Origin of the sequence: Coleofasciculus sp. A1-SPW-01 (genome assembly GCF_040217205.1) — a bacterium.
Taxonomy (GTDB): domain Bacteria; phylum Cyanobacteriota; class Cyanobacteriia; order Cyanobacteriales; family Coleofasciculaceae; genus Coleofasciculus; species Coleofasciculus chthonoplastes_A.
In genome coordinates this window covers 43,770-67,844 of record NZ_JAVJNP010000012.1, presented here as the reverse complement: position 1 = coordinate 67,844, position 24,075 = coordinate 43,770, and the positions used below count along the sequence as shown (strand labels likewise).

Below are 24,075 nucleotides of genomic sequence, written 5' to 3'. Positions count from 1 at the left end.
TAAGCTGTCATGCATTTAAATTGGGTATTAGTAGCGAGCAAGATGCAAAGCCTGCGGCATGGCTTCGCTAAAGCCTGCGGCATGGCTTCGCTAAACGCACTACAAGGCTTTCGCCATTACTAATATTAAGGTTTAAATGCCGAACAGCTTAACATGGCTACAAAAACTAAATCTGCCTCAAACCTTTGCCAATGACAAAGGACAAATGACATAACGTTCCTGACATTACCTTTTTTCGTGAGTTAGCAGATAAGTCCGGAGCGTTAGCTCAAATTAGTATTGTGGTTATCTCTAGTCTTGTCTCCAGATATACAGTTTCGCTTATGTATATTTTTATTATTTGTGATCATAATTTAAGGACACTTCGCTTTTTTTGCACAGAAGGGGAAGCCTGAAAGCCCCTCCAAAGAAAGAATATATTCCTCTTCCCTCCCCTTGTAGGGGAGGGCGAGGGAGGGGTCTGACGCCCCAGTTAATTGACCAGCAGTATCCTGGAAAAAGTCAGGGTGTGGGTAAGAGACTTACCGAACTAGCCCAAACTGACTTTAATCTGGGTAACAGTTCGACCTATATCTAAGTAGAGAGCGCCTTGTTTGGCATCTTTCCCAGCCAAAACGATGAATACGGCTTCTGGACCGCAATCGGTCATAATGCTGTAGCCGTCATCACCTTCGACTAAAATGCGACTGGTTTGACCTCCCAAGAGTTCTTTGGAAATCCGTTCACCCAGAGACAGCATGGTGGCGGACATTGCTGAGATACGCTCTTCAGCCACTGATCCGGGCAAGCTAGACGCCAGGGGTAAACCATCCGGCGTGACAATTGCAGCACCTAGCACGTCAGTTGTCGTTGAGACAAAATTCTGAACCAGGTGACTCAGTTTCTGAGTATTGATTCCCATTTTTGTGTTTCTCCTTAACGTTAATAGAGGACAATGAAGTTAAGTTCATGTAACTAGGACAAGCATGGCTGACTGGTTCGATGTTATAGCTACCTACTTCTGGGTTTTAGCCCAAACGGTAAGGCTACCCAGTCAGCTCACGATGAGCAAATGAAATGGCGGCTAAGAGAAGATTTGCCGAGTGTGATAGCAGAGCAATCCTCATTAGCTGCTTTTTGTCGAATTACTCAACAGTAATAAACTCGAACAGGTCGTAAGAGTCACCTCGAAGGACTGATTGTGTTTGTGAACCCTTTATTTTTTGCTGAAGCAGTTCGGTTAAAACGCCCCAAACTAAACCGAGGGTAAAAGTACATTTAGGAGGTTCTTCATCAGTTCCGCCGATCGCGCAGAGGGTTTCTTTGGTGTAAACCTTGACAGTGTCGCCCTCTTGGGTGATCTTGTCAATGATGCATAAACGAGCGCCCTCTTCACCCAAAACTTCGGCGATTTGCTTGGTTGCATCTTCCAAGTTTTGGGTCGTCCCTTTGAACCCTAACTTTCCCGCTAGTTCTTGCCCATGCTTACGACCAGCCGCCGTCAGAGCAACGGCTGTCGCTTTTTCACCTAAGGCATCGCTCATCCCTTCAACCAGCGCCCGGAAGGATTCAATACTGCTGAATTGTCCTAATTTATCTCGTTTGAGTTCTAACACGTTGACTCCTTATTTTTGACAACATAGAGTTGGAACACTTCATCAACCAATAAGGTATTTAGCAAGGAAATTATAGCCAGTTGAATTACCATTAATTCAAGAATTTCTTAAATAATAAATTCTTGAATATAGATATTTAGCTGGTTTTAGACATATTACCCTGCTGTTTCTATGAATACTATACCGATTGAATTGATGCAATCCGGAAACTTATATGTTTTTTTTGCCCATCTAGACATTGATAGTTCTGTTATTTACAATTAGCATGGCCCCCTATTTTTTTAAAAAATTCATTTTGAAAAGAATTTTACTTCAAAATATAAAATAAATATAAAAATCTAGATACTCATATTTGCGTAAAAATAGATAGAGTCCCCGTGAAGAAAGCTGTATCAACAATCCAGTGAAACTTAGTGGATACATTATTAACCTGCAAGTCCCTAAGAAAAAGTGGTCAAGATGCTTGCACTAAGAATGATGAATTGGCAACTTGAGTATGCACCCCCTGCTAGCCATAGCACAATGACAGGTCTGGAACATGGCTTTCATTAACTTGACACCACTGCTCTTGAGTCCGTCCCTGTGTACTTCTTATCTAAAACGTTTCGCTCTACTGAAATTCTCTCTCTGTTCAATTGTATTACATGCAATACATTTGGCAAGTCTTGACACGGACTCAACCCATATAAGCTAATAAGTAAGCTATAATATAGACATGTGTTGAAAAGGATAAAACAACTCTCTATTTTTCTCTGAATCATGGAATTTAGCCTCGAAAACTTGACACCATTTTTCAGATTTGCTAAGGAGAATCTATTCAAAAAAGAATAGTCCTAAGACTCATTAAAATCTGTTGATTAGAGTAAATCAACCATCAGGGCAAAAACTGAGACAATCCTAAGAATTTTGAGTGTCTTCAGCAATACAGCCCAGGATTTGTAGAAAAACTAGCTAGTGCAGCGCACTTGAATTTAGCCAAGACCTCTGAGTTCAGCGTCGCTACAGGTGTTCATTTTTCGGAAAACCCTGTAACCTGTATCCCACCTCATTACGTTATCAGCCTTTGGCATCGAACTCAGGTTAATACAACGCCGCGATTCAGCGGTAAGGTGAATTATGTTTGAATTAATCGTCCAAAACGAGATTGTCGGGGAAATCGTGTTTAGCATCGCTCCCGATGGGTTTGGTGTCATTAATCTCATCGAAGTTAAGCCTAACTGTCGAGGTAAAGGATTCGGAAATCAGCTTTTAAACGAAGCCATCGCTCAACTTAAATGCCAAGGCGTTAAAGGAATACGTCTAACTCCGATCAAAACTAAGACTCCTTTTATCGTAGATTGGTACAAAAAGAAAGGATTTGTCTTAAACAGAGACAGAATGCTTTTAACGTTTTAACCGTTGCATTCGGGTCATACTGAGATCTTACGCCAGTAGCAAGAGGGTTTTCTATAGTGGCGTGTAAAATTGGGGAATAGATTTTGCGGGTTTTAGGTGCACACATCGGTCATCCGTGTCAACTTAAGGTCGAAAACCAATGCTGGTAAGGTTTTCAGCTATGTCTATTTACTGCTCAAAAATTCCCCCCTCATCCCCTAACCCCTTCTCCCACCCTGGGGAGAAGAGGAACCAGATTCTCTTACTCCCCTCTCCCCGGCGTGGGAGAGGGGTTGAGCTTAAGTTGACACCAATGCACATCGGTGCGCCCCTACAATTTGGTAAAAAACCTTATCTTTTTCCGCTTCTACATACCAATAAATAATGTAGAGGCGTAGTATGCTACGTCTCTACTAACGGCGGCTTTTTTCTTTTAAATTATCATTTAAAAAAATAAAAAGCCGCTCTTTTTACACATTAGGTGAGTACAGTAAACTCAAACAAATCGTAACTGTCACCCCGGAGTACTGATTCCGTTTGACTTGCCTTCAGTTTCGATTGGAGTAGTTCACCTAAGACTCCCCAGACTAAACCGAGTGTAAAGGTACACTTGGGAGGACTTTCCTCGGTTCCACCGATCGCACAGAGGGTTTCTAAGGCATAGACTTTGATGGAATCACCGTCCCGAACAATGCGATCAATGATACAAAGACGAGAACCTTTTTCTCCCAAAAGTTCCGTGATTTGTTTGGCGGCATCATCTAAGTTTTGTTCGGAACCGTTGAAGCCCAACTTTGCAGCAACTTCCTTACCGTGCTTCCGACCCGCAGAGGTCAGTGCTACGGCTGTAGCCTTGTCTCCTAAAGCGTCTGTCATGCCTTCCACAATCGCTCGGAAGGATTCAATGCTGCTGAGTTGTCCTAGTTTATCGCGTTTTATTTCTAACATATTTGCTCCTTACTTTTAGGATAGATTAATGAGATGTGTTCTTCATTTATCTAGGTGTTTAGTTATACAGAAGTAAGTCGATAAGTTTCTTGATGTTTAGGTATGATTAACAACCAAGCCTAAACATCAAGAAACTCTCAAGAGTTTACACTCATTTTTACATCTGTAATACTTTTAAACCATACTAAGCTTAGCTTAAAACTCCGGAAAAAGCCCAACATTTTCTGGTTCTATCAATCAAAAAAATAAAACGAAATATTGTTAGGTGCAAAATAATACAAATTGAATAATTCGTTTCCCCGCAAGTTTCCAAAAATATATCAACTCTAACAAATAACGTTCAAGTTTTAGGTCAGTGGGGTCGTTTGCGAATAAATTTGGATATTTCGGCGTTGCATCGCTTGTTCAAATAATTCCGTTGTCAGCGCTTGTTCAACTGACCAAATACCCGGTTTACTGAGTTGACCTGCTAGTATAAACTGGGCAATGCTGCCTGTACCTGCACCAGCCGCTGCTGCCGTATTTTCATGCACCAAGGTTGAGATAACAGTGACAGGTTTGCCAGCCTGGTAACCTGTGACTTGGGCGCGAATGGCAATTCCAATCCCACTGATGCGATCGCTAAATTGGGTCATGCGGTAGCTGAGTTGGGACAAATACTCGATATTTTCGGGTTTCCTTAACCAATCGGCGGGAAACAGATGGGCGGTGATCCAGGTGAGGTGGTTATAAATATCGGGAATTGAGCCAAACTTGGTGATCACCGTTTTCACGGGGAAGGAGTTGACAAGGGTAACAGTTTCAGGTATATCGAACCAGTAGACGCCGACTTTGCCATAAGGTTGGGGGAAATGAACCGTTTCGCGATCGCTATAGGGTTTTACCTGACGCCACTGGTTATTAATCCACGCCTCAAAGGGTTCTGTTAACCCCAGAAACGTGGTTCGCATCACGGTGACGCCAGCCCCACCGGAACCGGCTACACCATAACTCAGGTGAATGGTTTCCGGCTGATCCAATTGTTCAACCGCCTGACGCACCATGCTATTGGAGATTCCCGGAAAAACCCCGGTATTGATAATCGCCGTGACACCCGCCGCCGCTGCTGCTTCGTGATAGGGGAAGGCTTTGTGGATAAAGGCGCGATTATCACTCACATCCAGATAATTTACGCCCATCTCAATGCAAGTTTCGAGAACCGAGGCGTCTCGATAGAGAAAAGGACCCGCACAATGGATAACCAGATTATGAGACGCGATCGCATCCCTCAACCCATCGCGATCGGCTAAATCTAGAGTGAGAAACTGCACCTGCGGCGAAAATGCTGTCTCCGATGTCCGGTGACGCCCTGTAATCGTAATTTGTGCTTGGGTATGGGCAATCAGATCTTGCATAACATTGCTGCCGATACGTCCTCGTCCTCCCAGAATCAAAACTCGGTCTGTCATTGCCCAATTTAGTAATATCCTTACTGAAGCTTACCAAGTCCTTTACCCCTGAGATCAAGGTTGCCGCTACCTGGGAGTCCAAAGTTATCCATTCAAACGTCAAAATATGGTCTGTTGATAAGTTATAGTAAATGTGCTTACCGAAAAAATCCGGATGGATACGGCTGGACTCGGTAAGGAGTGACGTATCTCCGCCCAAGTTGAGATACATTCCATCCCTGACCAATGCAGATAGCTGATCCAAGGAAAACAGAATGAAGTTACTCCCGAGAGATATCTCTATAATCTCTCCAGAGGATAAAAACTGCCTAAAAACGACACCTCTTCTCAGTCCAAAAGTTTGGCTGATTTGAATTGTCGCGGCTATACTGGCAAGGTCTGGATATTTCTGTAATCGGCAGTCATAAGTAGTATATGAGTCCTGTGGTTAAAGTTGTTCAACCCTCTGGTATCTTAGATGGCACAAAAGCCGGTCAATTTCGTCAAGAGATTAGCGACCTTGTGCAATCGAATGCCGACATCGTATTGATTGATTTTCAAGACGTTACCTTTATGGATAGTTCGGGCTTAGGGGCGCTGGTTCTTGCCCTTAAGACCGTTCGTGCTGCTGGGGGAAAGCTCTTTGTTTGCTCAGTCAACGAACAGATCAAAATGTTATTTGAACTGACAAGCATGGATCGGGTGTTTGAAATCTTTCCCACACGAGAAGCGTTTGAGGAGGCTGTCTCTTCTAGTGCATAATTCTCTGGGTTAGCCCAATTTGGCGAAACCCAGTAAGAATCCCCGTGCGGAAGGGAAAGTGTTAAGCTCCTAAGTAACTGATCACCTTTTAGTAACAACCCGCCAGGAATGCAAATCCTTGGCGGGAAATTCTTCTATGCAAATATGGGGTTCTATGGCTGATACCCAATCCGTTTGTGTAAAGGTTTGAGGGGTATTTACAAAACTTAATACGAATGGCGCTGACTGGTATGCTGCACCCTACGGTATATCAAGGTTTTGTTGAGGCACCATTGTAGAGACGCGCCATGGCGCGTCTCTACATAAATGATGTGTCCTAACAGCCATGGCGGTTGCTATAACTTAAAGGGGAGATTGACATCCTCCCTGGCGTGAACGCACAGGGATTCCTCACCACGCCACCTTTTTAGGGGTGGTCGCTGAATGGGGGTCAACCCAAATTGAGAGCGGGAAACCCCGACGTCAGCCGTTCCTTCGCCAGCTTAGGAAGTCGGGGAGCCTATCTAGTCAAAGTTAATTTCTAGCAAAGACAAATCATCATCGAAAAAGTCTTTGGGGTTTAATATGTCAACGCCCTCTAAGATCGAGTTTAGATTACACGAGCTATCTATTCTACACTCACCCAGAAGTTTGACGAATGAGTCAAGTCCCCAGATATTACCATCAGGTTGGTGAATCTCGTAAATCCCATCGCTGAAAATGTAAAGGGAACTGGATTCGCTGACGTCGCAGCTATCATCAACATACTCAGCCTCAAGCAGCATACCCACAGGCAGTCCCGTTGTCTTCAAGAGATTGACCTCCCGACTAGAGGATGGCTTACCCGAGAATAAGACCGCCGGTGGATGTCCAGCACTGGCATAAACAAGTTGACGCTTTGTCCGATTATAGACTCCATACCAGATGGTAAAGTATTTATCGTTGCGTGCTGTCATTTGAAAGGTCTGGTTTAATCCTCGCAGAACGTCGCTGGGTTGGTAATAGTCAATATTCGGCAGGGTGCGTGATCTCAATAGATTTAACACCGAAAGCGTTGGTAAGGCGGCTCTCAAGCCATGCCCAGCCGTATCTAATAGATAAATTGCCAGGTGTTCTGAATCTAACCAGTAGTAATCGAAGCCATCACCTCCTAATTGCCGAGAGGGAATGAATCGAGAGTCAATAGTCACAGGCGGTTCAGTCATCTGGTCTGGCAGAATAGAACGGACGTACTCCGCCGCTTCTGCGAGTTCCATTTCTAGCAACTGTTTTTGGTGCTGCAAATCGCGGCTTAGTTCATGTAATCTCAAGCCGGAACGTACTCGCGCCTGCAACTCAGCGATTTCGATTGGCTTACAGATAAAGTCATCTGCCCCAGCATCCAGTCCCTTGACGCGATCGCCAACGGAACCGAGAGATGTCAGCAAAATGAACATAGTGGTTGATAGTGCTGGGGTTGCCTTAATTTGACGACAGACTTCTAGTCCGTTCATCCTTGGCATAATCCAATCACAAATGACCAACGCCGGACGCAACTGCTGCACAAGTTCAAGACCCTCTTCGCCGTTACTAGCGATGGTGACGTCATAACCTTGGTTATGAAGCGTCCGTTTCAGCAGTATTTGAATGGCAGGGTCGTCATCAATAATTAGAATTTGGGTCATGGCATCGAGATAATACAAGTCACTCAAGGAGATTGCAGATGCACGCGCTTACAACAAGAAGGAAGACTCGATGAAGCTATGGGTACTTTCATGAGAAAGTGATAAAGATCGCAAGGTCAGTGAATAAATGGTAGAGCAAGGGATAAATCTAGGGTAGACTGGATTTTTTCACAGGGAGTATCTGTTCATTTTAATTCTGGCTTTGATGTCGTTGATGTGAAAGGCTTTGAACAGTTGAGAGAGCTTCAAACATTTAGCAAGCAATTTCCTTCCGACCTGAATGCGTTAGACCAGGTTTTATCCTGGTTTGGGGAGCTTCACCCCTCCTCAATCGAAACAAAAGTCTGGTTACAGTGCAAACTAGCGCTTGCGGAAGGATACACTAACGCGGTGAAATATGCCCACAAAGACCTGCCGCCCAGTGTTTCCATTGAGGTTGAGGTAATTCTGGGGCAATCGCCCCAACGCCTAGAGATACGGGTCTGGGACAGTGGAGCGCCTTTTGATTTTGAACGGCGGCTCCGAACTCCGTCGTCCTTGCCTGCTGATCAGGCGGAAGGAGGGCGAGGATTGGCTATCATGCAAAAAATTGCCGATAAGCTCAGTTATACACGCATGGATGATAACCGCAACTGTTTGACGATTGTTAAATTTTATTAAAAATCCCGGCAGCCCGGTGTCGGGAAGCAGGGGAACGGGGATACCAGGTGCAGGGTGCATATTTCAGACGTGGTCGTCTACGTCTGGGGCAAAGAGACCGGGAAAAAATTGATCGGCTTTCTGATAAGCGAAAACCCAGCTTCTCAAGCTGGGTTACTGTTTAGGCTTTACCTTCAATTGCTCTATCTGCTCCGAATAACTTAATCAAACTGGGTTAAATCTAGCTTGATGCTCAAGCTTAATTCAGCGGCTTACCTGGTGAATCACCATTTAGCGACCGCTGCCGCGATTGTCATCGTTGCCCTTAGCATCAAACGTAAGACGCTTGGCTGATTGATTGGATAAAATGACTACGCTTTCACGTTCTCCCCTAAAGTAGGATGCTGGTAAAAACTTCCTCATGTTGTTGCACATCGCTTGTAGATCTCCGTGTCCAAGTTGCTACAGCCTTTTTTCCAATCGACAGCGTGCAAATCAGGACAAACCCTAAAATTGGGAGTAGGATGGGCAGGGGCTTGGGGAGATGAGGGAGATGAGGGAGATGGGGAAGCTGGGGAGATGAGGGAGATGAGGGAGATGGGGAAGCTGGGGCAGAAAAAATTCGATTTAGAAGTTATAGCAGCTATAGCAGCTACCTTGGCAGGGAAAGGACATTCTTTACTATTCCCTGTTCCCTGTTCCCTAATCTCAACCGTTAACTTTAATGAAAATCCACCTACTTAGTGCTATTCAGAGCAGTATTGGTATGCGGATATGGGGAATCCATTCACGAGGATGTCAAAATAGAACTACTGCACACTGAACCCTGTGGGGTACAGTGTTTTTCGTCCCGTCCCGCTGTCGTCACCTATTGGAAAGAGCGAGTGTGAACGTTTCGACCCCGAAGATAGAACTTGACCCCAAAAATCTGTTTCCGTTTCCTCTGGATCAATTTCAGCTCCAAGCGATCGCGGCGCTGAATGCGAATCACTCGGTTGTTGTCTGCGCCCCCACAGGTTCTGGGAAGACGTTGATTGGCGAGTATGCTATTTACCGCGCTTTGTCAAGAGGAGGGCGAGTTTTTTATACCACTCCCTTGAAAGCCCTCTCCAACCAGAAGCTGCGAGATTTTCGCGCTACGTTTGGTGCGGACAATGTGGGTCTGGTTACGGGGGATGTTTCCATTAATCGGGACGCGCCAATCTTGGTGATGACCACGGAAATCTTCCGCAATATGCTTTACGGCACACGCATTGGGGAAATTGGTACGTCCCTAGAAGGGGTGGAAGCGGTGGTCTTGGATGAGTGCCATTATATGAATGACCGACAACGGGGTACGGTTTGGGAGGAGTCGATTATTTATTGTCCTCCAGAAGTTCAGCTTGTTGCCCTATCCGCTACGGTGGCGAATTCCGATCAACTAACGGACTGGTTGAACTTAGTTCATGGCGCAACCGAGCGAATTTATTCCGACTTTCGACCGGTTCCCTTACAATTCAGCTTTGCCAACCCGAAGGGCATTTTTCCCCTGCTGGACTCTAACCAAACAAAGTTAAATCCTCGTCTCAAACCGAAACGCAACAAAGGGAGAGGACGGGGGGGACGCCCAGAAAGCCCCAGTAATGCCTTTGTGCTGGCGCAACTCCAGCAACGGGATATGTTACCCGCGATTTATTTTATTTTCTCTCGTCGCGGTTGCGATCGCTCGGTGGAGGAGTTGGGAGAGTTGTCTCTGGTTAATGCCAAAGAAGCGGCTGAATTGAAAAAGCGCATTGACGAATTTTTACGTCGGAATCCAGAAGCGGGTCGGGCGGGGCAAGTAGCCCCCCTGTATCGCGGCATTGCTGCCCATCATGCGGGGATTTTACCGGCTTGGAAGGGGTTTGTGGAAGAGTTGTTCCAATTAGGGCTGGTTAAGGTGGTGTTTGCCACTGAAACTCTAGCGGCGGGAATTAATATGCCCGCTCGCACCACCGTAATTTCTACCCTCTCAAAACGAACCGATCGCGGACACCGACTGCTGACAGCATCGGAATTTCTGCAAATGGCAGGTCGAGCCGGACGCCGGGGGATGGATGCCACGGGTTATGTGGTCACAGTACAGACGCCGTTTGAAGGAGCAAAGGAAGCGGCGTATCTCGCCACCAGTCAGGCTGACCCCTTAGTCAGCCAGTTTACGCCCAACTACGGGATGGTGCTGAACTTACTCCAAACCCACACCCTTCCGGAAGCCAAGGAGTTGGTGGAACGCAGTTTTGCACAATACCTGGCGACACTGTACCTCCAACCCCAGCAACAAGCGATTACGGAGTTAACCACAGAACTGGCAAAATTAGATATTCAACTAGCACCCGTTGACTTAAACGCCCTAGGGCGATACGAAAAACTCAAGGAACGGCTCAAAGAAGAACGGCGATTACTCAAAACCCTACAACGGCAAGCCCAAGCCGCACAAGTGGCGGAAATTGCCCAAATTATCCCCGAAGCGCCCTTGGGTACGCTACTTTCACTCAAGGGCAAGTATATTCCAGTTCCGGAACCGATTCCGGCGATATTAGTCGCGAAGGAAAAAGGGCGGGGACAATCCCCCTATTTAGTCTGCTTAAGTGCCGATAATCGCTGGTATATAGCCACAACCGCCGATTTGGTTGGGGTGCATGGGTGGTTAGAGATGATTGATTTAACGGTGCTGAACCCACCCGCTGAACTCACACTCAAGCCCGGTCAAACTAGACGGGGTACACCAGACACGGAAGCGATCGCAGCTCAAATTCCCACCGATATAGAACCCATGGTCGCACCTGAAGTTGAGGCGCAGCAGCATCGAATGGATGCGGTAAAAGCCCAACTCGAAGATCATCTGGTGCGACAATGGGGGAATCCGTCTCAATTAATCAAGCGCCATAAACGCCGTTTAGCCCTACAAGAGGAAATCAACAATCGTCAAACCCTTTACCGGGAAAACCAAGCGATGCACTGGCAAGAATTTCTCAACCTGATCGAAATTTTAAGGACATTTGGTTGTCTGGAAGATGTCAAGCCGACATCATTGGGGCAAGCAGCCGCAGCGATTCGCGGGGATAACGAACTGTGGTTGGGGTTAGCGTTGATGTCTAGTGCGTTTGATCAGTTAGATCCGCACCACTTAGCCGCCTGCGCCTGCGCTTTGGTTACGGAAACCCCGCGTCCGGATAGCTGGACAAATTATCCCCCCTCAGAACCTGTACTGGAAGCATTAGATAGTTTAAGACAAAATCGCCGTCAGTTGTTTCAAGTCCAACGTCGTTATCAGGTGGCTCTGCCGATTTGGTTAGAACGGGATTTAATTGGGTTAGTTGAGCAATGGGCATTGGGTGTGGAATGGACACAGCTTTGTGAGGATACCAGTTTAGATGAAGGGGATATTGTGCGATTGTTGCGCCGCACGGTCGATTTTCTATCTCAAATTCCTCATGTACCATTCCTATCGGATGGCTTAAAACGGAATGCTATTCGAGCGATTCAATTATTGGATCGCTTCCCGGTTAATGAATTGGGTTAGTAGGGGTTTGGTTCCCAAACCCCTTCAAGGTTCCCAAACCCCTTCCAAGATAGCTTATGAAAAAATGGGTGATTGGCATTGCGATCGCGACAACAATCAATACCCTGCTAGGATTACCCAGGGCGTTAGCTCAAACGGTCAACTTAGGGGTGGTAAAAAGTCCGGATAATCAAGCCGATTGGTCAGATATTACCGATCGCTTGCAGTCAACGGGTGTGGATTACTGCGTGGTTGACTTGAGCCAGGTTAATCAACGTTCTGATCTAGGCAATACCCAACTCCTATTTTTACCGAATATTGAACGCCTAGAACCCGAACACCTGGCGACTCTACAAGAGTGGATGCGTCAAGGCGGACGGGTCATTGTCAGTGGTTCTGTGGGTATTGCATCCCAACCTGAGGTGCGGAATCGTTTGCGATCGCTCTTAGGTGCCTACTGGGGATTTGGTCTGAGTCAGCCGTCTCGATTGAAACGATTATCGATTTCTTCCCCAAGCTGGATACCCAATGCGGGATTAGTGGGAGAGGTGCAAGGGGGTGTGGTGATTCCCGCCAGTTTGGAGGCTCAAACGGCGGCTGTATGGAATCAACCGGAAAGTCCCCCGGCTGTGGTAACGACAGATCAATCGATTTTTTTCGGCTGGCGCTGGGGAGTGGATGGGGAAGACGCCGCCCAGATGGATGTGGTTTGGCTGCGAGCGGCGCTGAGTCGTTATAATGTTACGCTAACGCCGGGAAGGATGCCGAATTCATCCCCACCCAATTGTGCGGCGACTCCGGTATCCCCAATCAGCCGGGATCAACAACGCCAAGCTAACCTCAGCCCACCTCATCCAACTCCTGTTCCCAGCGAAGGCGATCGCTTGGTGCTTCCTGCTCAAACTCCAGCTAATACTTGGGGGACTCTTACGCCTAATCAGGTGACGGCGATGAGTCGGGAGTTGGAAAACTTAATTGGTCGGGTGGAAAGTACATTATTAAGGGCTGATGCTCATAACAGTGAGGTTGGTTTGCTCACTCAGGAGAGCGTTGAGTCCTTCGCGGGGATGAGTGCCAAGGAATCGGAACATGGAAATCAACGGCATTCCCATCCAAATCGAACCACGGTTTCGGCGTTGGCGCAAGCGAGAATTGGCTTAGAAAATTTTCTGGGTGCGGTTGAGCAACAGGACTATACGGCAGCGCGACAACAGTGGATTAATGCCCGACGGCTACTCTGGGATAATTATCCGATGGAGCGTCAACTTGCCCAACCAGAAATTCGGGCAATTTGGTTAGATCGGGGAACAATTGTCAAGGCAAAGCGTAAACAGGACTTAGTTAAACTCTTCGATAATCTGGCAAAGGCGGGATTTAATACCGTGTTCTTTGAAACCGTGAATGCCAGTTATCCAATTTACCCGAGTCAGGTGGCTCCTGAACAAAACCCTCTGGTTCGCGGCTGGGACCCTTTAGAAGCCGCCGTGGAGTTGGCGCATGAACGGGGGATGGAGTTACATGCTTGGGTGTGGATTTTTGCGGCGGCGAATCAGCGTCACAATGCGCTGTTAAATCAGCCCCTTGATTATCCGGGTCCGGTTTTAGCGGCGCATCCCGATTGGGCGATTTTTGATAAGCAAGGACGCTTGTTTGCTCCGAATACCAGAAAGGCATTTTTTGATCCCGCGAACCCGGAAGTGCGGGAGTATTTAATGGCGCTGCTGGAGGAGATTGCCACCCGCTATGACGTGGATGGGATTCAACTGGATTATATTCGCTATCCGTTTCAAGATCCGCGAGTGAATCAAACCTATGGGTATGGGGTGGCGGCGCGTCAGCAATTTAAGGAACGAACCGGGGTTGATCCGATTGAGGTGTATCCTCGCGATCGCACATTATGGCAGCAATGGACAGAGTTTCGTATCCGCCAAGTGGACAGCTTTGTCGCCTCGGTATCAGCGCGTCTGTTGTCGCAACGTCCTGATTTGATTCTATCCGCTGCCGTATTTCCCCTTCCCCCAGCGGAACGTCAGCAACGGTTGCAGCAAAACTGGGAAGAATGGGCAAAGCAGGGATATATTGATCTGGTTGTACCAATGACTTATGCGTTGGATACCGAAGGGTTGCACAGTCTCACTCAACCGTTACTCACGGAATCGACACTCAACCAAGCGTTGCTGATTCCAGGGATTCGTTTGTTGAATTTACCCGATGTTGTGGCAGTTGACCAAATCCAACTGCTGCGGGATTTACCTGCCAACGGGTATGCTGTGTTTGCGGTTGAGAATCTTAACGAGAATTTACATCGTATTTTCCAACAGACTCAAGGTCAACCGGAATCTACCTCAACCGAGCCAATTCCTTACCGTAAGCCATTCCAAGTCGCCATGGATCGATTTGTGGCGCTGCAACGGGAATGGAACTTTTTGGTCACGAATGAGCAACTCACCATTGATCAAGACGCCTTTACTGAATGGGTGGCTCAAACAGAAAAGCTAAATCAGGTGCTCAAGCAACTGGCTATGGAACCCTCACCACAGCTTATTCAAACCGCCCAAGCCGCCCTCGCCGCGTTCCGATCTCAATTCCCCCAATGGATGCAACAGCAAGGGATGCGCCACCCTTATCAAGTTCAGGTGTGGGAGAATCGGCTGGCAACCATTGAACGGCTATTGAACTATGGTGAACGAACCACTTTACCGGAAAATTCGCCAGATGCGATTAAACGTTAATAACTGAAACTAATTGCCGACATTTGACTTGAGAGCATGGTAGTTTGTGTAAGGTAAACTATTTTGGGCAGCTAAGGCGCTCCCCATGGGTCTAGCAAGAATTAGCATTCAGAATAGTTGTCTACCCTATCAGTCTCAACTGGCGACACAGATTTGATTGTTACCCGACATCAAATCTTGGTAAGATTCCCGATCAAGTTGTTTGCCCAAAGGACATCTTAGTTGAGATAACGGTAAGGGGTTAGGGGATACTCCCAACAATAGGTTGATGGTTCACGCAGTACTTGCTCGTTTACAGTCGAGTTTTTACCTTGATGAAGTGCTATTTACAGCTTAATGTTTTTGTGGGTTTGCTTTCAGTTCTGACGGGAATTGGTATGGCAACCATTGCTTTTGGTGAAACACCGTCGAAGTTGACTGACCCAACCTCAAAGGGGGTCATGGGTGGTCAAGTCCTGAGTCAAGAAACCTCCGAGATGGGCAGGGTTAAGGGTAAATCGGTCAAGTCTCCCGCTTCACGCCTAAAACCGACTCCCTCTGCGGCGACTAAGCCTCAGTCGTTGAAGGTTAAACCAACACCGTCTACATCAACATCCCGAAAGCCCACGAATCTCAAACCCCAAGCGGTCAAACCCCAACCGCTCCAACCTGCCCGTTTGCCGATCGCAACGCTTCATGATTCTGGCATACATAGGTCTCCCCGTTTAGAACACTCAAGTATTGTTTTACATGCAGATAGGCTACGGGCGATTCTCTTTGATCCCATTGTTGTACCCGGAGATATCCTCAATCCTACCCAGCCTGATCCCACTGTCTTTCAAACGGTTAATGGTTCTCCGTTCCGTCACCAGTTGGCTCATTTTCAGGGTGGGATGGCAAATGTAACTTACCATAGCCATCCCCAAAGACTGGTGATTAAGCCTGTCTCCAGTAATCGGGACAACCATCAAGTATCTAGTCTTTTGGATAATTCTCTCACTCCCGATTCCCCAGAGGTAGAGTCAAAACCTGGGAATGTCGAGGAAACCAGGATACAGGTTCTGGATACGAGTAACTTAGAGAGTCACTCTTCACGTCATTCTGAATCAACGCCAGATGACCGCCCTGTTCGGGAAACTCAAATCCATCCCAGTCGCTTAACAGCGGCAAATCGACAGGCGGCAAGTTTAGCCCCGTCTCAGATTCACCCTGCCCGTCTCCAACCGGAAAATCGGCAAGCCGGGAGTCTGCGGGTTTCCCCAATTCAGTCTGTAATCGGGAAGGTGGAACAATTGCCAGCAACTCCACCAGAAACGGTTAACCCTCGGCAACGCCCACAACACTCATCCATTAAAGTAGAGGAACCTAACTCCACTCCCAGGATTAACGTCGTTGAGCAATCTTTATCCTCCCCAAACCAGAATCAGTCGCCAATCGTTGCCAGTAGCCATGACATTCGTTTGATTGCGGCGAACACCAAACAGAATGATGACACCTCGCCGGAAGAGAGGCAGATTCAAGTCCAACAGATTAATGTCACCGGGAGTACGATTTTTGGGGAGGCTGAATTTAATCCGATTATTGAACCCATTGAAGGAAATACTGTCACTCTGGAAGAACTTAGAAGTGTAGCGGATACGATTTCTCAACTGTATCTGGAACAAGGCTACATTACCTCTAGGGCAGTTTTGGTCGAAGAAACTCTGGATACCGATGTGGTGGAAATTCGGGTGATTGAAGGGAGTCTGGAAGCCATCCAGGTGGAAGGAACCAGACGGCTGAACCCCAGTTACGTGCGATCGCGTGTTCGATTGGGGGCGGATACACCCCTGAATACAGGTGCGTTAGAAGACCAATTGCGCTTGTTACGAGTTAATCCGTTATTTGAAAATGTGGAAGCCTCTTTGAGGGCGGGAACTGGACTAGGGCAAAGTATTCTCGTGGTGCGGATTACTGAAGCCGATCCTTTTGAAGGAAGTGTCGGTATTGATAACTATTCCCCTCCCAGTGTGGGGGCTGAACGTTTCAAGACGAATGCCAGTTATCTCAATCTAACCGGGATTGGGGATGAAATTTCGGCACAATACAACCGGACAACGGCTGGTGGTGCCTATACCTGGGATTTTAATTATCGTGCGCCAATCAATGCGATGAATGGTACGGTGCAACTGCGAGCATCGTTTAATGAAAATGAAGTGATTCAAGATGAATTGCGAGAGTTCGGGATTCAAGGTGAGTCTGATCTGTATGAAATTAACTATCGCCAACCCTTAATCCGCACACCGCGTCGAGAATTGGCGTTATCTTTAGGATTTACCCATCAAGATGGTCAAACATTTACCGTGTTTGGACCAACACCCTTTGGAATTGGACCCGATGAAGAGGGTATCAGTCGCACCAGTGTCATTAAGTTTGGGCAAGAGTACACCCTACGTCAAACCTCTGGGGCGTGGGCATTCCGTTCCCTATTTAGTTTTGGAACAGGTTTATTTGATGCGACAGAAAATTCAGACGTTAATGAAGATCATCCCGATGGTCAGTTTGTTAGTTGGTTAGCTCAAATCCAACGGGTACAAATTATCAATCCGGATAACTTTTTAATTATTCAAGCGGATCTCCAGTTAGCCTTTGATAGTTTATTACCCGCCCAACAATTTGTCATTGGTGGCGGTCAATCGGTACGAGGATATCGGCAAAATATCCGGGCGGGAGACAATGGATTTCGCATTTCTGTAGAAGATCGGATGACCTTAGAACGGGATGAATCGGGTATTGCAACTTTTGTTTTAGCGCCGTTTTTCGATGTCGGTTATGTTTGGAATCGAGGGACAAATCCGAATGAATTAGTAGACCAGACATTTATTGCTGGGTTGGGTTTAGGGATATTATGGGAACCTTTACCCAATTTAAACCTGCGGCTGGATTATGGGTTACCCTTAGTTGATTTAGATGATCGCGGGGAAAATGCTCAGGATGATGGCTTTTATTTTAGTGTGAATTACAATTTCTAAGTTGGCGGTACAAGAGGGTGCATGTCAACGCAAGTAGTTCCCTGTTCCCTAATCTCAACCGTTAACTTTAATTGTCCCCACCTACTTAGGTTACAGGTGCGATTATCCTGCAATGTGTTCAAAAAATAGAATCGTACTCTTAATCTACGGTTTGAAGCTGAAGACATCACTCGAATGAATGAGCTGGCTGAGAAGAACAATCGCGGGTTGCTTAGCGAAACCGAACGCCAGGACATGGAAAAATATCTACGAGTTGGTAATTTTTTGAATCTCCTCCATGCCAAAGCCCGACAATCGCTACAACCTTCTAGCAATTGATCTATGGATAACAGCCTGCGTGAGTTCGTCAGACAACGTGCCAATTGCCGTTGTGAATACTGTCGAATGCCTCAAGAATACGAGGTATTTATTTTTAAAGGGATAATTCACCAGATCCCCGACGTCTTGAAAAAGTCGGGGATCAGATTGATCAATCTGGCGATAAATTCGCATCAATTGATGCAATCGGTTGGGTGTGAGATTGAACTTGGATCACCGAAGAGTGCAGCATGGACGTATTTGTCACTGAATTATTGGCAAGAGTAAATAGGGGATTCGACAAAATTCCCGCCAGAGAAGTAACGACGACAGAAAGAACTAAACCCACCTGTAAGGGACGCATTCCGGGTAAATTCCAGCGGATTTCCGGATAATTTTTCACCGCGTCGGACATTTCTTGGGGTTCTTTAACCACCATCATTTTGAGGACGCGGATGTAGTAGTAAATGGAAACCACAGTGGCGATTAGACCGAGCAAAACTAAGCCATACAATCCGGCTTGCCAACCTGCCCAAAACAGGTAAATTTTACCGAAGAATCCCGCTAAAGGTGGAATTCCGCCTAAAGACAGTAAACAAATACTTAATCCAAATGTCAGCAGGGGATCTTTCTGATATAATCCCGCATATTCGCTGATTTGATCCGTGCCGGTTCGCAGGGTAAACAGAATCACACAAGCAAAACCACCTAGGTTCATGAACAAATAAACCAGCAGATAGAAAATCATACTGGCGTAGCCTGCATCGGTTCCCGCGATTAAACCAATCATGACAAAGCCAGCTTGGGCAATGGATGAATAGGCAAGTAGGCGTTTCATGCTGGTTTGGGTAAGGGCTACCACATTCCCTAATACCAAACTTAAGATAGCCAGGGCGGTGAAGACAAAGTGCCATTGTTCGCTAACCAGGGGAAACGCGGTTACCAGTAAGCGAATGGCGAGGGCGAAGCCGGCGGCTTTAGAACCGACAGATAAGAAGGCGACAACGGGAGTTGGAGAACCTTCGTATACGTCAGGAGTCCACTGGTGGAAAGGAACCGCAGAAATTTTAAAGGCAATTCCCGCGATCGCAAACACCAAAGCGATTAAAATACCCAAGGATGGGGTCGATTCTAAACTAGCAATCCCGGTGGCGATTCCATTTAAGGTGGTTTCGCCGCCAGACAAGCCGTACAGCAACGACACGCCATAGAGAAAAACCCCAGAACTCGACGCGCCAATCAGCAGGTATTTCAGCGCCGCTTCATTGGAACGGGGATCACGCTTCATGTATCCCGTCAACAGGTACGACGAGATACTCAGCGTTTCTAGGGAAATAAAGATGGTAACCAGTTCATTCGCACCACTGAGACACATCGCCCCCAAGGTAGCGGTAAGTAAAATGCCGATAAACTCAGCTAACGAGGTACCCGACTGCTGCACATAGCGAATCGACAGCAAAATCGTTACCGCCGTCGATAAAGCGATGATACCGCGAAAGGCGATACTCATGGCATCCCCATTAAACCCGCCAAAAAAAGCTAGAGGTTGGGCAACATCCCAGCGATAGTACAGGGCGACTATGGAAACCAGTAGTCCGCCAATGGCGATGTAAGGCAGGGTATTAGCAGAACGTTTACCCGCAATCAGATCAATTCCTAAAACCAGTAACAGGGTAATCACGACGATTCCCTCTGGCAGAATCAGTCCAGCGTTAAGCTGGGCAACAATAGTAGCAAAATCCATTATGGTCTATGCTTAGGGTCGTATCCAGAGAGTAACGTTCTTATCATATCGGTGATTGGCACTGATTGTAGAGACGTTGCATGCAACGTCTCTACCCAACCAAGATTGAACGCCACAGCCAAAGGAATCCGAATCAGATGTCGGTTAATCCTTTTGCTTGGAATTTTTGCGCCCTCTAGAATGCTGTCGCTTCAGCAATCCGCCAATGCCGAGGGCTGTCGCTGAACCCAAAATAGTCAGAGGTTCGGGTACGGGTTCATAAGCAATATTATCAACGGCACCACTGCCAGGGAGAAATACATCTAAGCGCTGAACCAAGGTGTTATTGAAACCAGTTACGCTTTGAGTTTCGTTGTTACCTGCACCCTGAACTGAAAATTGCTGGACTTGCTGAGTTCCCGCCGCATCAGCATAAGTTGTGATCGTAACATTGTTGCTTTCATCGATGTCTAGAAGTCCAAATTCGCTTCGTGCCTACTACGAACCCTGTTCGGGTAAAAATTCGGGGGATAAGATCTCAGCTAGGGTATAAGGACAAGTTTCTGGAAATGAGGATAATCCAGTTTCTTTTTCGGCGCTAAGAGTAGCGAGGGGGTAGATTTTTTCGAGGGCATTATCGAGACTGGATTTGAGACTGGGGTTTTCTTGGAATAGCTTCTCTAAGCGAAGACGTTGCTCTTTAATGGTTAATTGCCAACTACGAGAGCGCAGATTAGGTTGAAATTGCCATTTGAGTAAATGCATAACCAATATTTCTAACCGACTTTCGAGTTGTCGCTTTTCACTACGTCCCATGTCTTCTATTTCTTCAGCAATATTTTGCCAATCTATTTGATGAATTTTTCCAGTTCTTAGTAGGTTTGCTTGTTCTTGCGTCCAAGCATAAAAGTCATTTTCGTAGGATATTGAAGTCATGGCTTATCTTGCCTGATTGATTGCCTGTTAATTTATGATATATTAATCCGCAAAAACATTGCTTGATTCCCTAAACTCTTACCCGTACAGGGGCAGATTTAGTTGAGTTATCAGCGTATGCTAAGCTGTAATGCATTTAAATTGGGTATTAGTAGCGAGCAAGATGCAAAGCCTGCGGCATGGCTTCGCTTAACGCACTACAAGGATTGCGCCATTATTGATATTAAGGTTTAAATGCCGAACAGCTTATAAGTTATAGCGCTTTCCCCGCGTGTGAGGTACACCTAAGTGTAGGGGCAATGTAGGGGCGCAAAGCTTGCGCCCTTAACGATGTATCGCATCAAACCGGAAATTGCTATATCTGTAAAACCCGCCCCGACAAAACAATCTACCCCTTAACACCACTCCCACTATCATTGGGTACGATATACCGTTGCATTAGGATAAAAAATAGTAAAACTGGGGCAATAGAAATCACTGAGCCGGCGGCAATTAAACGCCAATCTAGGGAAAAGGTTCCGGCTAATCTAGCCACGCCTAACGGTAAGGTGTAATATTCTGGTCGATCCAGAACAATTAGGGGCCAGAGAAAGTCACTCCATGAGCCAATAAAGACAAAAATAGCCAACGTAACTAACGCCGGACGAACGGCGGGAATCATGATATGCCACCACAATCCTAACTCCGAACAGCCATCAATACGGGCAGCTTCTTCGAGTTCTTTAGGAACGCCTTGAAAGGCTTGGCGTAATAAGAAAATGCCAAAGGCTGAAGCTAAACTGGGAAAAATAATGCCTAAATAACTATTTCGTAAGCCAAGCTGCACCATCAAAATGTAGAGGGGAATCATCACGATTTGGAAGGGAATCATAATCGTAGAAACGATAATCGCGAAAATGATATCGCGTCCCCGAAAATTTAGTCTGGCTAAGGGATAAGCCGCGAGGGAACAAAAGAGAAGATTGAAGGTAACCGTGAGAATGGCAACAATACAGCTATTCCAAATATATTGACCAAAGGGATTGGTTTGCCAGACTTCGATATAGTTCTCAATTGTCGGTTGACTAGGGAACAGTTGAGGTGGAAAGGACCAAATATTCTCGGTGGATGACTTCAATGATGTGCTAATTAACCAGAAGAGGGGAAACAGCATCACCAACGCGATCGCACTCAATAGGATATACGTCCACAACCTTTGCCAAATCTGCTTTCCCAGCGTTTTACTCATCGTATTTTTCAGTAGGGGGAGGACAATGAATCTTCAAGTTGGTGCGTTACGCTTTGCTAACGCAGCCTACCAAAAATCTTTATTCCCGTTTCTGTGCAAATTCCATTTAAGGGTTGATCCCACTCATCGATAGGGAGTTGAGGCAAGAACGCAAAATCAAAGATAATTCCTATGGTAGGCTTCGATATCCATTCCGCCGAACTCAGCAAGCGATCGTAAAATCCGCCCCCATAGCCTAAACGATAGCCTTGGCGATCGCACGCTACCGCTGGCACTAAGATTAAATCCACGTCATCAGGCTCTAAGGTAGGGGAATTGGCATGGGGTTCAAAAATACCATAAGCCCCGGTTTGTAGGGCTTCTCCGCACTTCCAGCTATGCCAGAGGAGAGATTTGCCGACACACCGAGGGAATCCCCAAGAGTGTTGGGTATCGGTAAACAGGGGATGAAGATCGGGTTCTTGGCGAAAACTAAAATAAGCCAGGATCGTTTTTGCCTGAGTGAATAGGGATGAAGACTGAAGCTGGGTACATACGCGATCGCTCTTTTCTCGCCAGTCTTCCTTTGTCATGGCTTGTCGCTGTTTCAGCAGTCGCCGCCGTAATTCTTTCTTGGTCATTTTTGAGGAAATGTCAGTAGCCAATTATAATTCTTTCCCCTCCAATACAGCAGCGACGCGCAATATCATGGCTTCATGATCAGGAGCGGCAATAATTTGCACACCTAAGGGTAGAGAATTAGACGACTTAACCGGAACCGATAAAACAGGTAATCCAATAAACGATAACGGTTGGGTAAACAGTCCCAAATTCGGGCGCACTAATATCTCTTCTCCCCCAATTACCATTGTGTCTTGATCGATGCGGGGGGCGACACAAGGGGTAGTTGGTGCGAGAATAATATCTACTGTCTGAAAAAGTTCCTGCACCCTTTGGCGATACCATTGGCGAAACCGTTGCGCCTGAATGTACCAGGAGGCGGGAATTAAAGCCCCTGCTAAAAACCGATCGCGCGTGGCGGGGTCAAAATCTTGTGGACGCGATCGCAAGTTGGCAAAATGTAAGTTAGCGCCTTCTGTAGCCGTAATAATATAAGCCGCCGCTCTTGCCCGATGTGCTTCCGGTATCCTAACGGTAGCAGTGACATTCAGCGCTTGGGCGACTTTGGCGACAGCATCTAAGGCTTCTGGGGTAGCGCCTTGAGTAAAATACTCCCCCGCTACCGCAATCCGTAATCCTTCAATTCCCTTTTCTAGTTGCGGTAAACAAGGTTCTGGAGGACGTTGTGTACAGACGGGATCACGTTCATCGCTTCCTTGAAGGATATCAAACGCGGTAGCAATATCCCGGATTGACCGGGCAAACGGACCAATATGGTCTAAACTACTGGAAAATAAAATCGCCCCCGCCCTGGATAAACGCCCGTAAGTGGGTTTTAAGCCAAAAATCCCGCACAATGCAGCCGGAACCCGGATTGAACCATTAGTATCGGAACCCAAAGTAAGGGGAACTAATCCGGTGGCGACTGAAGCGGCGGAACCCCCCGATGATCCACCGGAAACGCGAGTCGGATCATGAGGGTTCGGAGTTGCCCCATAATGGCTATTAACCGTCACAAAGCCATAAGCATATTCATCCATATTTAACGCCCCCACCAGCACCGCCCCCGCTTGCTTAAGTCGGGTAACGGCGGTAGCATCGTGGTTAGCTGGGGGATTTTCGGCATTAATTTTTGATCCGGCTAGGGTGGTTAATCCCGCAACATCAAATAAATTCTTCACCGCAAACGGAACTCCCGCCAAGACACCGGGAAATTCTCCTCGGCTAATCGCCTGATCCACCCGTTCCGCCTCGGCTATTGCTGTATCAGCGGTAACGGCGGTAAAACAATTTAACCTAGGATTACGGGCATCAATTTGCGCCAGACAATCCCGCGCGATCGCACTGGCGGTTACTTCACCCTGATAAACCGCCGTAGCTATTCCCACAGCGTCGGCTTGTCTCCAATTAAAAGTCATGGTTCAAAGACTGGTGCGGCTTCTATATTATCCGGTAACGGAAACTCATTCACCAATTGTGCGATCGCGGCAATTCGAGTAATGTTATCAACGACACCAGGACGGTATTCTGGGTCAATCGGCAAATCAATCAATTCTGCCATGCGATCGACATATTCACCAAAATCAAAGCTTTCTTGATTCATCGCTTAATCTGTTTTGAGTTTCTATTCCCTGTTCCCTGTTCCCTGTTCCCTGTTCCCT

General features: G+C 46.8%; 20 protein-coding genes. 8 read left to right on the top strand and 12 right to left on the bottom strand.

From position 1 onward, the window contains the following. Positions 1-529: 529 nt before the first annotated feature. Positions 530-901, bottom strand: coding sequence for a roadblock/LC7 domain-containing protein (locus tag RH949_RS02375; RefSeq protein WP_006102107.1), 372 nt, complete (start codon positions 899-901; stop codon positions 530-532). 223 nt (positions 902-1,124) lie between these two features. After that, a complete protein-coding gene (locus RH949_RS02370; protein ID WP_006101855.1) occupies positions 1,125-1,595 on the bottom strand; it encodes a hypothetical protein in 471 nt (156 codons plus the stop codon). Between the two features lie 1,116 nt (positions 1,596-2,711). Between RH949_RS02370 and RH949_RS02365 the strand changes: the two genes are divergently transcribed. Next, positions 2,712-2,990, top strand: a complete 279-nt coding sequence (locus tag RH949_RS02365; protein ID WP_006102076.1) for a GNAT family N-acetyltransferase — start codon at positions 2,712-2,714, stop codon at positions 2,988-2,990. Positions 2,991-3,446: 456 nt separating this feature from the next. Here RH949_RS02365 and RH949_RS02360 read toward each other — a convergent pair whose 3' ends face one another. Together RH949_RS02360 and RH949_RS02355 are read right to left on the bottom strand one after the other, a co-directional pair. Further along, the gene (locus tag RH949_RS02360) at positions 3,447-3,917 is read right to left on the bottom strand and encodes a hypothetical protein (RefSeq protein WP_006101888.1); all 471 of its coding nucleotides are present in this window, start codon (positions 3,915-3,917) and stop codon (positions 3,447-3,449) included. A 347-nt stretch (positions 3,918-4,264) separates the two neighbouring features. After that, positions 4,265-5,365: a saccharopine dehydrogenase family protein gene (locus RH949_RS02355; protein WP_446351795.1), complete on the bottom strand. Its 1,101-nt coding sequence runs from the start codon at positions 5,363-5,365 to the stop codon at positions 4,265-4,267. A 414-nt stretch (positions 5,366-5,779) separates the two neighbouring features. On the opposite strand from RH949_RS02355, the gene RH949_RS02350 reads away from it, so the two are divergent. Next, a complete protein-coding gene (locus tag RH949_RS02350) occupies positions 5,780-6,106 on the top strand; it encodes an STAS domain-containing protein (RefSeq protein ID WP_006101943.1) in 327 nt (108 codons plus the stop codon). A gap of 503 nt (positions 6,107-6,609) precedes the next feature. On the opposite strand, the gene RH949_RS02345 is transcribed toward RH949_RS02350, so the two are convergent. Beyond that, positions 6,610-7,749 (bottom strand): PP2C family protein-serine/threonine phosphatase, encoded by a 1,140-nt coding sequence (locus RH949_RS02345; protein WP_006102059.1) that lies wholly within the window; start codon positions 7,747-7,749, stop codon positions 6,610-6,612. A gap of 216 nt (positions 7,750-7,965) precedes the next feature. Between RH949_RS02345 and RH949_RS02340 the strand changes: the two genes are divergently transcribed. The 6 genes from RH949_RS02340 to RH949_RS02315 all read left to right on the top strand — a co-directional run bounded on the left by RH949_RS02340 (position 7,966) and on the right by RH949_RS02315 (position 17,948). Beyond that, positions 7,966-8,409: an ATP-binding protein gene (locus RH949_RS02340; RefSeq protein WP_232231726.1), complete on the top strand. Its 444-nt coding sequence runs from the start codon at positions 7,966-7,968 to the stop codon at positions 8,407-8,409. Between the two features lie 429 nt (positions 8,410-8,838). Next, a complete protein-coding gene (locus RH949_RS02335; protein ID WP_446351794.1) occupies positions 8,839-9,132 on the top strand; it encodes a hypothetical protein in 294 nt (97 codons plus the stop codon). 142 nt (positions 9,133-9,274) lie between these two features. Then, positions 9,275-11,929, top strand: a complete 2,655-nt coding sequence (locus RH949_RS02330; RefSeq protein ID WP_446351793.1) for a DEAD/DEAH box helicase — start codon at positions 9,275-9,277, stop codon at positions 11,927-11,929. Between the two features lie 56 nt (positions 11,930-11,985). Beyond that, positions 11,986-14,640 (top strand): glycoside hydrolase family 10 protein, encoded by a 2,655-nt coding sequence (locus RH949_RS02325; protein ID WP_446351792.1) that lies wholly within the window; start codon positions 11,986-11,988, stop codon positions 14,638-14,640. 314 nt (positions 14,641-14,954) lie between these two features. Next, the gene (locus RH949_RS02320) at positions 14,955-17,630 is read left to right on the top strand and encodes a ShlB/FhaC/HecB family hemolysin secretion/activation protein (protein WP_446351791.1); all 2,676 of its coding nucleotides are present in this window, start codon (positions 14,955-14,957) and stop codon (positions 17,628-17,630) included. A gap of 174 nt (positions 17,631-17,804) precedes the next feature. Beyond that, positions 17,805-17,948 carry a hypothetical protein gene (locus tag RH949_RS02315; protein ID WP_006101924.1) on the top strand — a complete coding sequence of 48 codons (144 nt, stop codon included), beginning with the start codon at positions 17,805-17,807 and terminating at the stop codon, positions 17,946-17,948. A 151-nt stretch (positions 17,949-18,099) separates the two neighbouring features. Here RH949_RS02315 and RH949_RS02310 read toward each other — a convergent pair whose 3' ends face one another. The 7 genes from RH949_RS02310 to RH949_RS02280 all read right to left on the bottom strand — a co-directional run bounded on the left by RH949_RS02310 (position 18,100) and on the right by RH949_RS02280 (position 24,017). Beyond that, a complete protein-coding gene (locus tag RH949_RS02310; protein ID WP_446351790.1) occupies positions 18,100-19,671 on the bottom strand; it encodes an NAD(P)H-quinone oxidoreductase subunit N in 1,572 nt (523 codons plus the stop codon). A gap of 144 nt (positions 19,672-19,815) precedes the next feature. Then, on the bottom strand, positions 19,816-19,989 hold the full coding sequence (locus RH949_RS02305; protein ID WP_446351789.1) for a PEP-CTERM sorting domain-containing protein: 174 nt from the start codon (positions 19,987-19,989) through the stop codon (positions 19,816-19,818). A gap of 159 nt (positions 19,990-20,148) precedes the next feature. Continuing rightward, positions 20,149-20,586 carry a DUF29 domain-containing protein gene (locus tag RH949_RS02300; RefSeq protein ID WP_446351788.1) on the bottom strand — a complete coding sequence of 146 codons (438 nt, stop codon included), beginning with the start codon at positions 20,584-20,586 and terminating at the stop codon, positions 20,149-20,151. A gap of 388 nt (positions 20,587-20,974) precedes the next feature. Further along, positions 20,975-21,814, bottom strand: a complete 840-nt coding sequence (locus RH949_RS02295) for a carbohydrate ABC transporter permease (RefSeq protein ID WP_446351787.1) — start codon at positions 21,812-21,814, stop codon at positions 20,975-20,977. A gap of 56 nt (positions 21,815-21,870) precedes the next feature. Next, positions 21,871-22,434, bottom strand: a complete 564-nt coding sequence (locus RH949_RS02290) for a 5-formyltetrahydrofolate cyclo-ligase (RefSeq protein WP_446351797.1) — start codon at positions 22,432-22,434, stop codon at positions 21,871-21,873. Between the two features lie 24 nt (positions 22,435-22,458). Continuing rightward, positions 22,459-23,832 carry an AtzE family amidohydrolase gene (locus tag RH949_RS02285; protein ID WP_446351786.1) on the bottom strand — a complete coding sequence of 458 codons (1,374 nt, stop codon included), beginning with the start codon at positions 23,830-23,832 and terminating at the stop codon, positions 22,459-22,461. After that, a complete protein-coding gene (locus tag RH949_RS02280) occupies positions 23,829-24,017 on the bottom strand; it encodes a DUF4089 domain-containing protein (protein ID WP_446351785.1) in 189 nt (62 codons plus the stop codon). Before RH949_RS02280 ends, RH949_RS02285 begins: the two co-directional genes overlap by 4 nt. Positions 24,018-24,075: the final 58 nt, after the last annotated feature.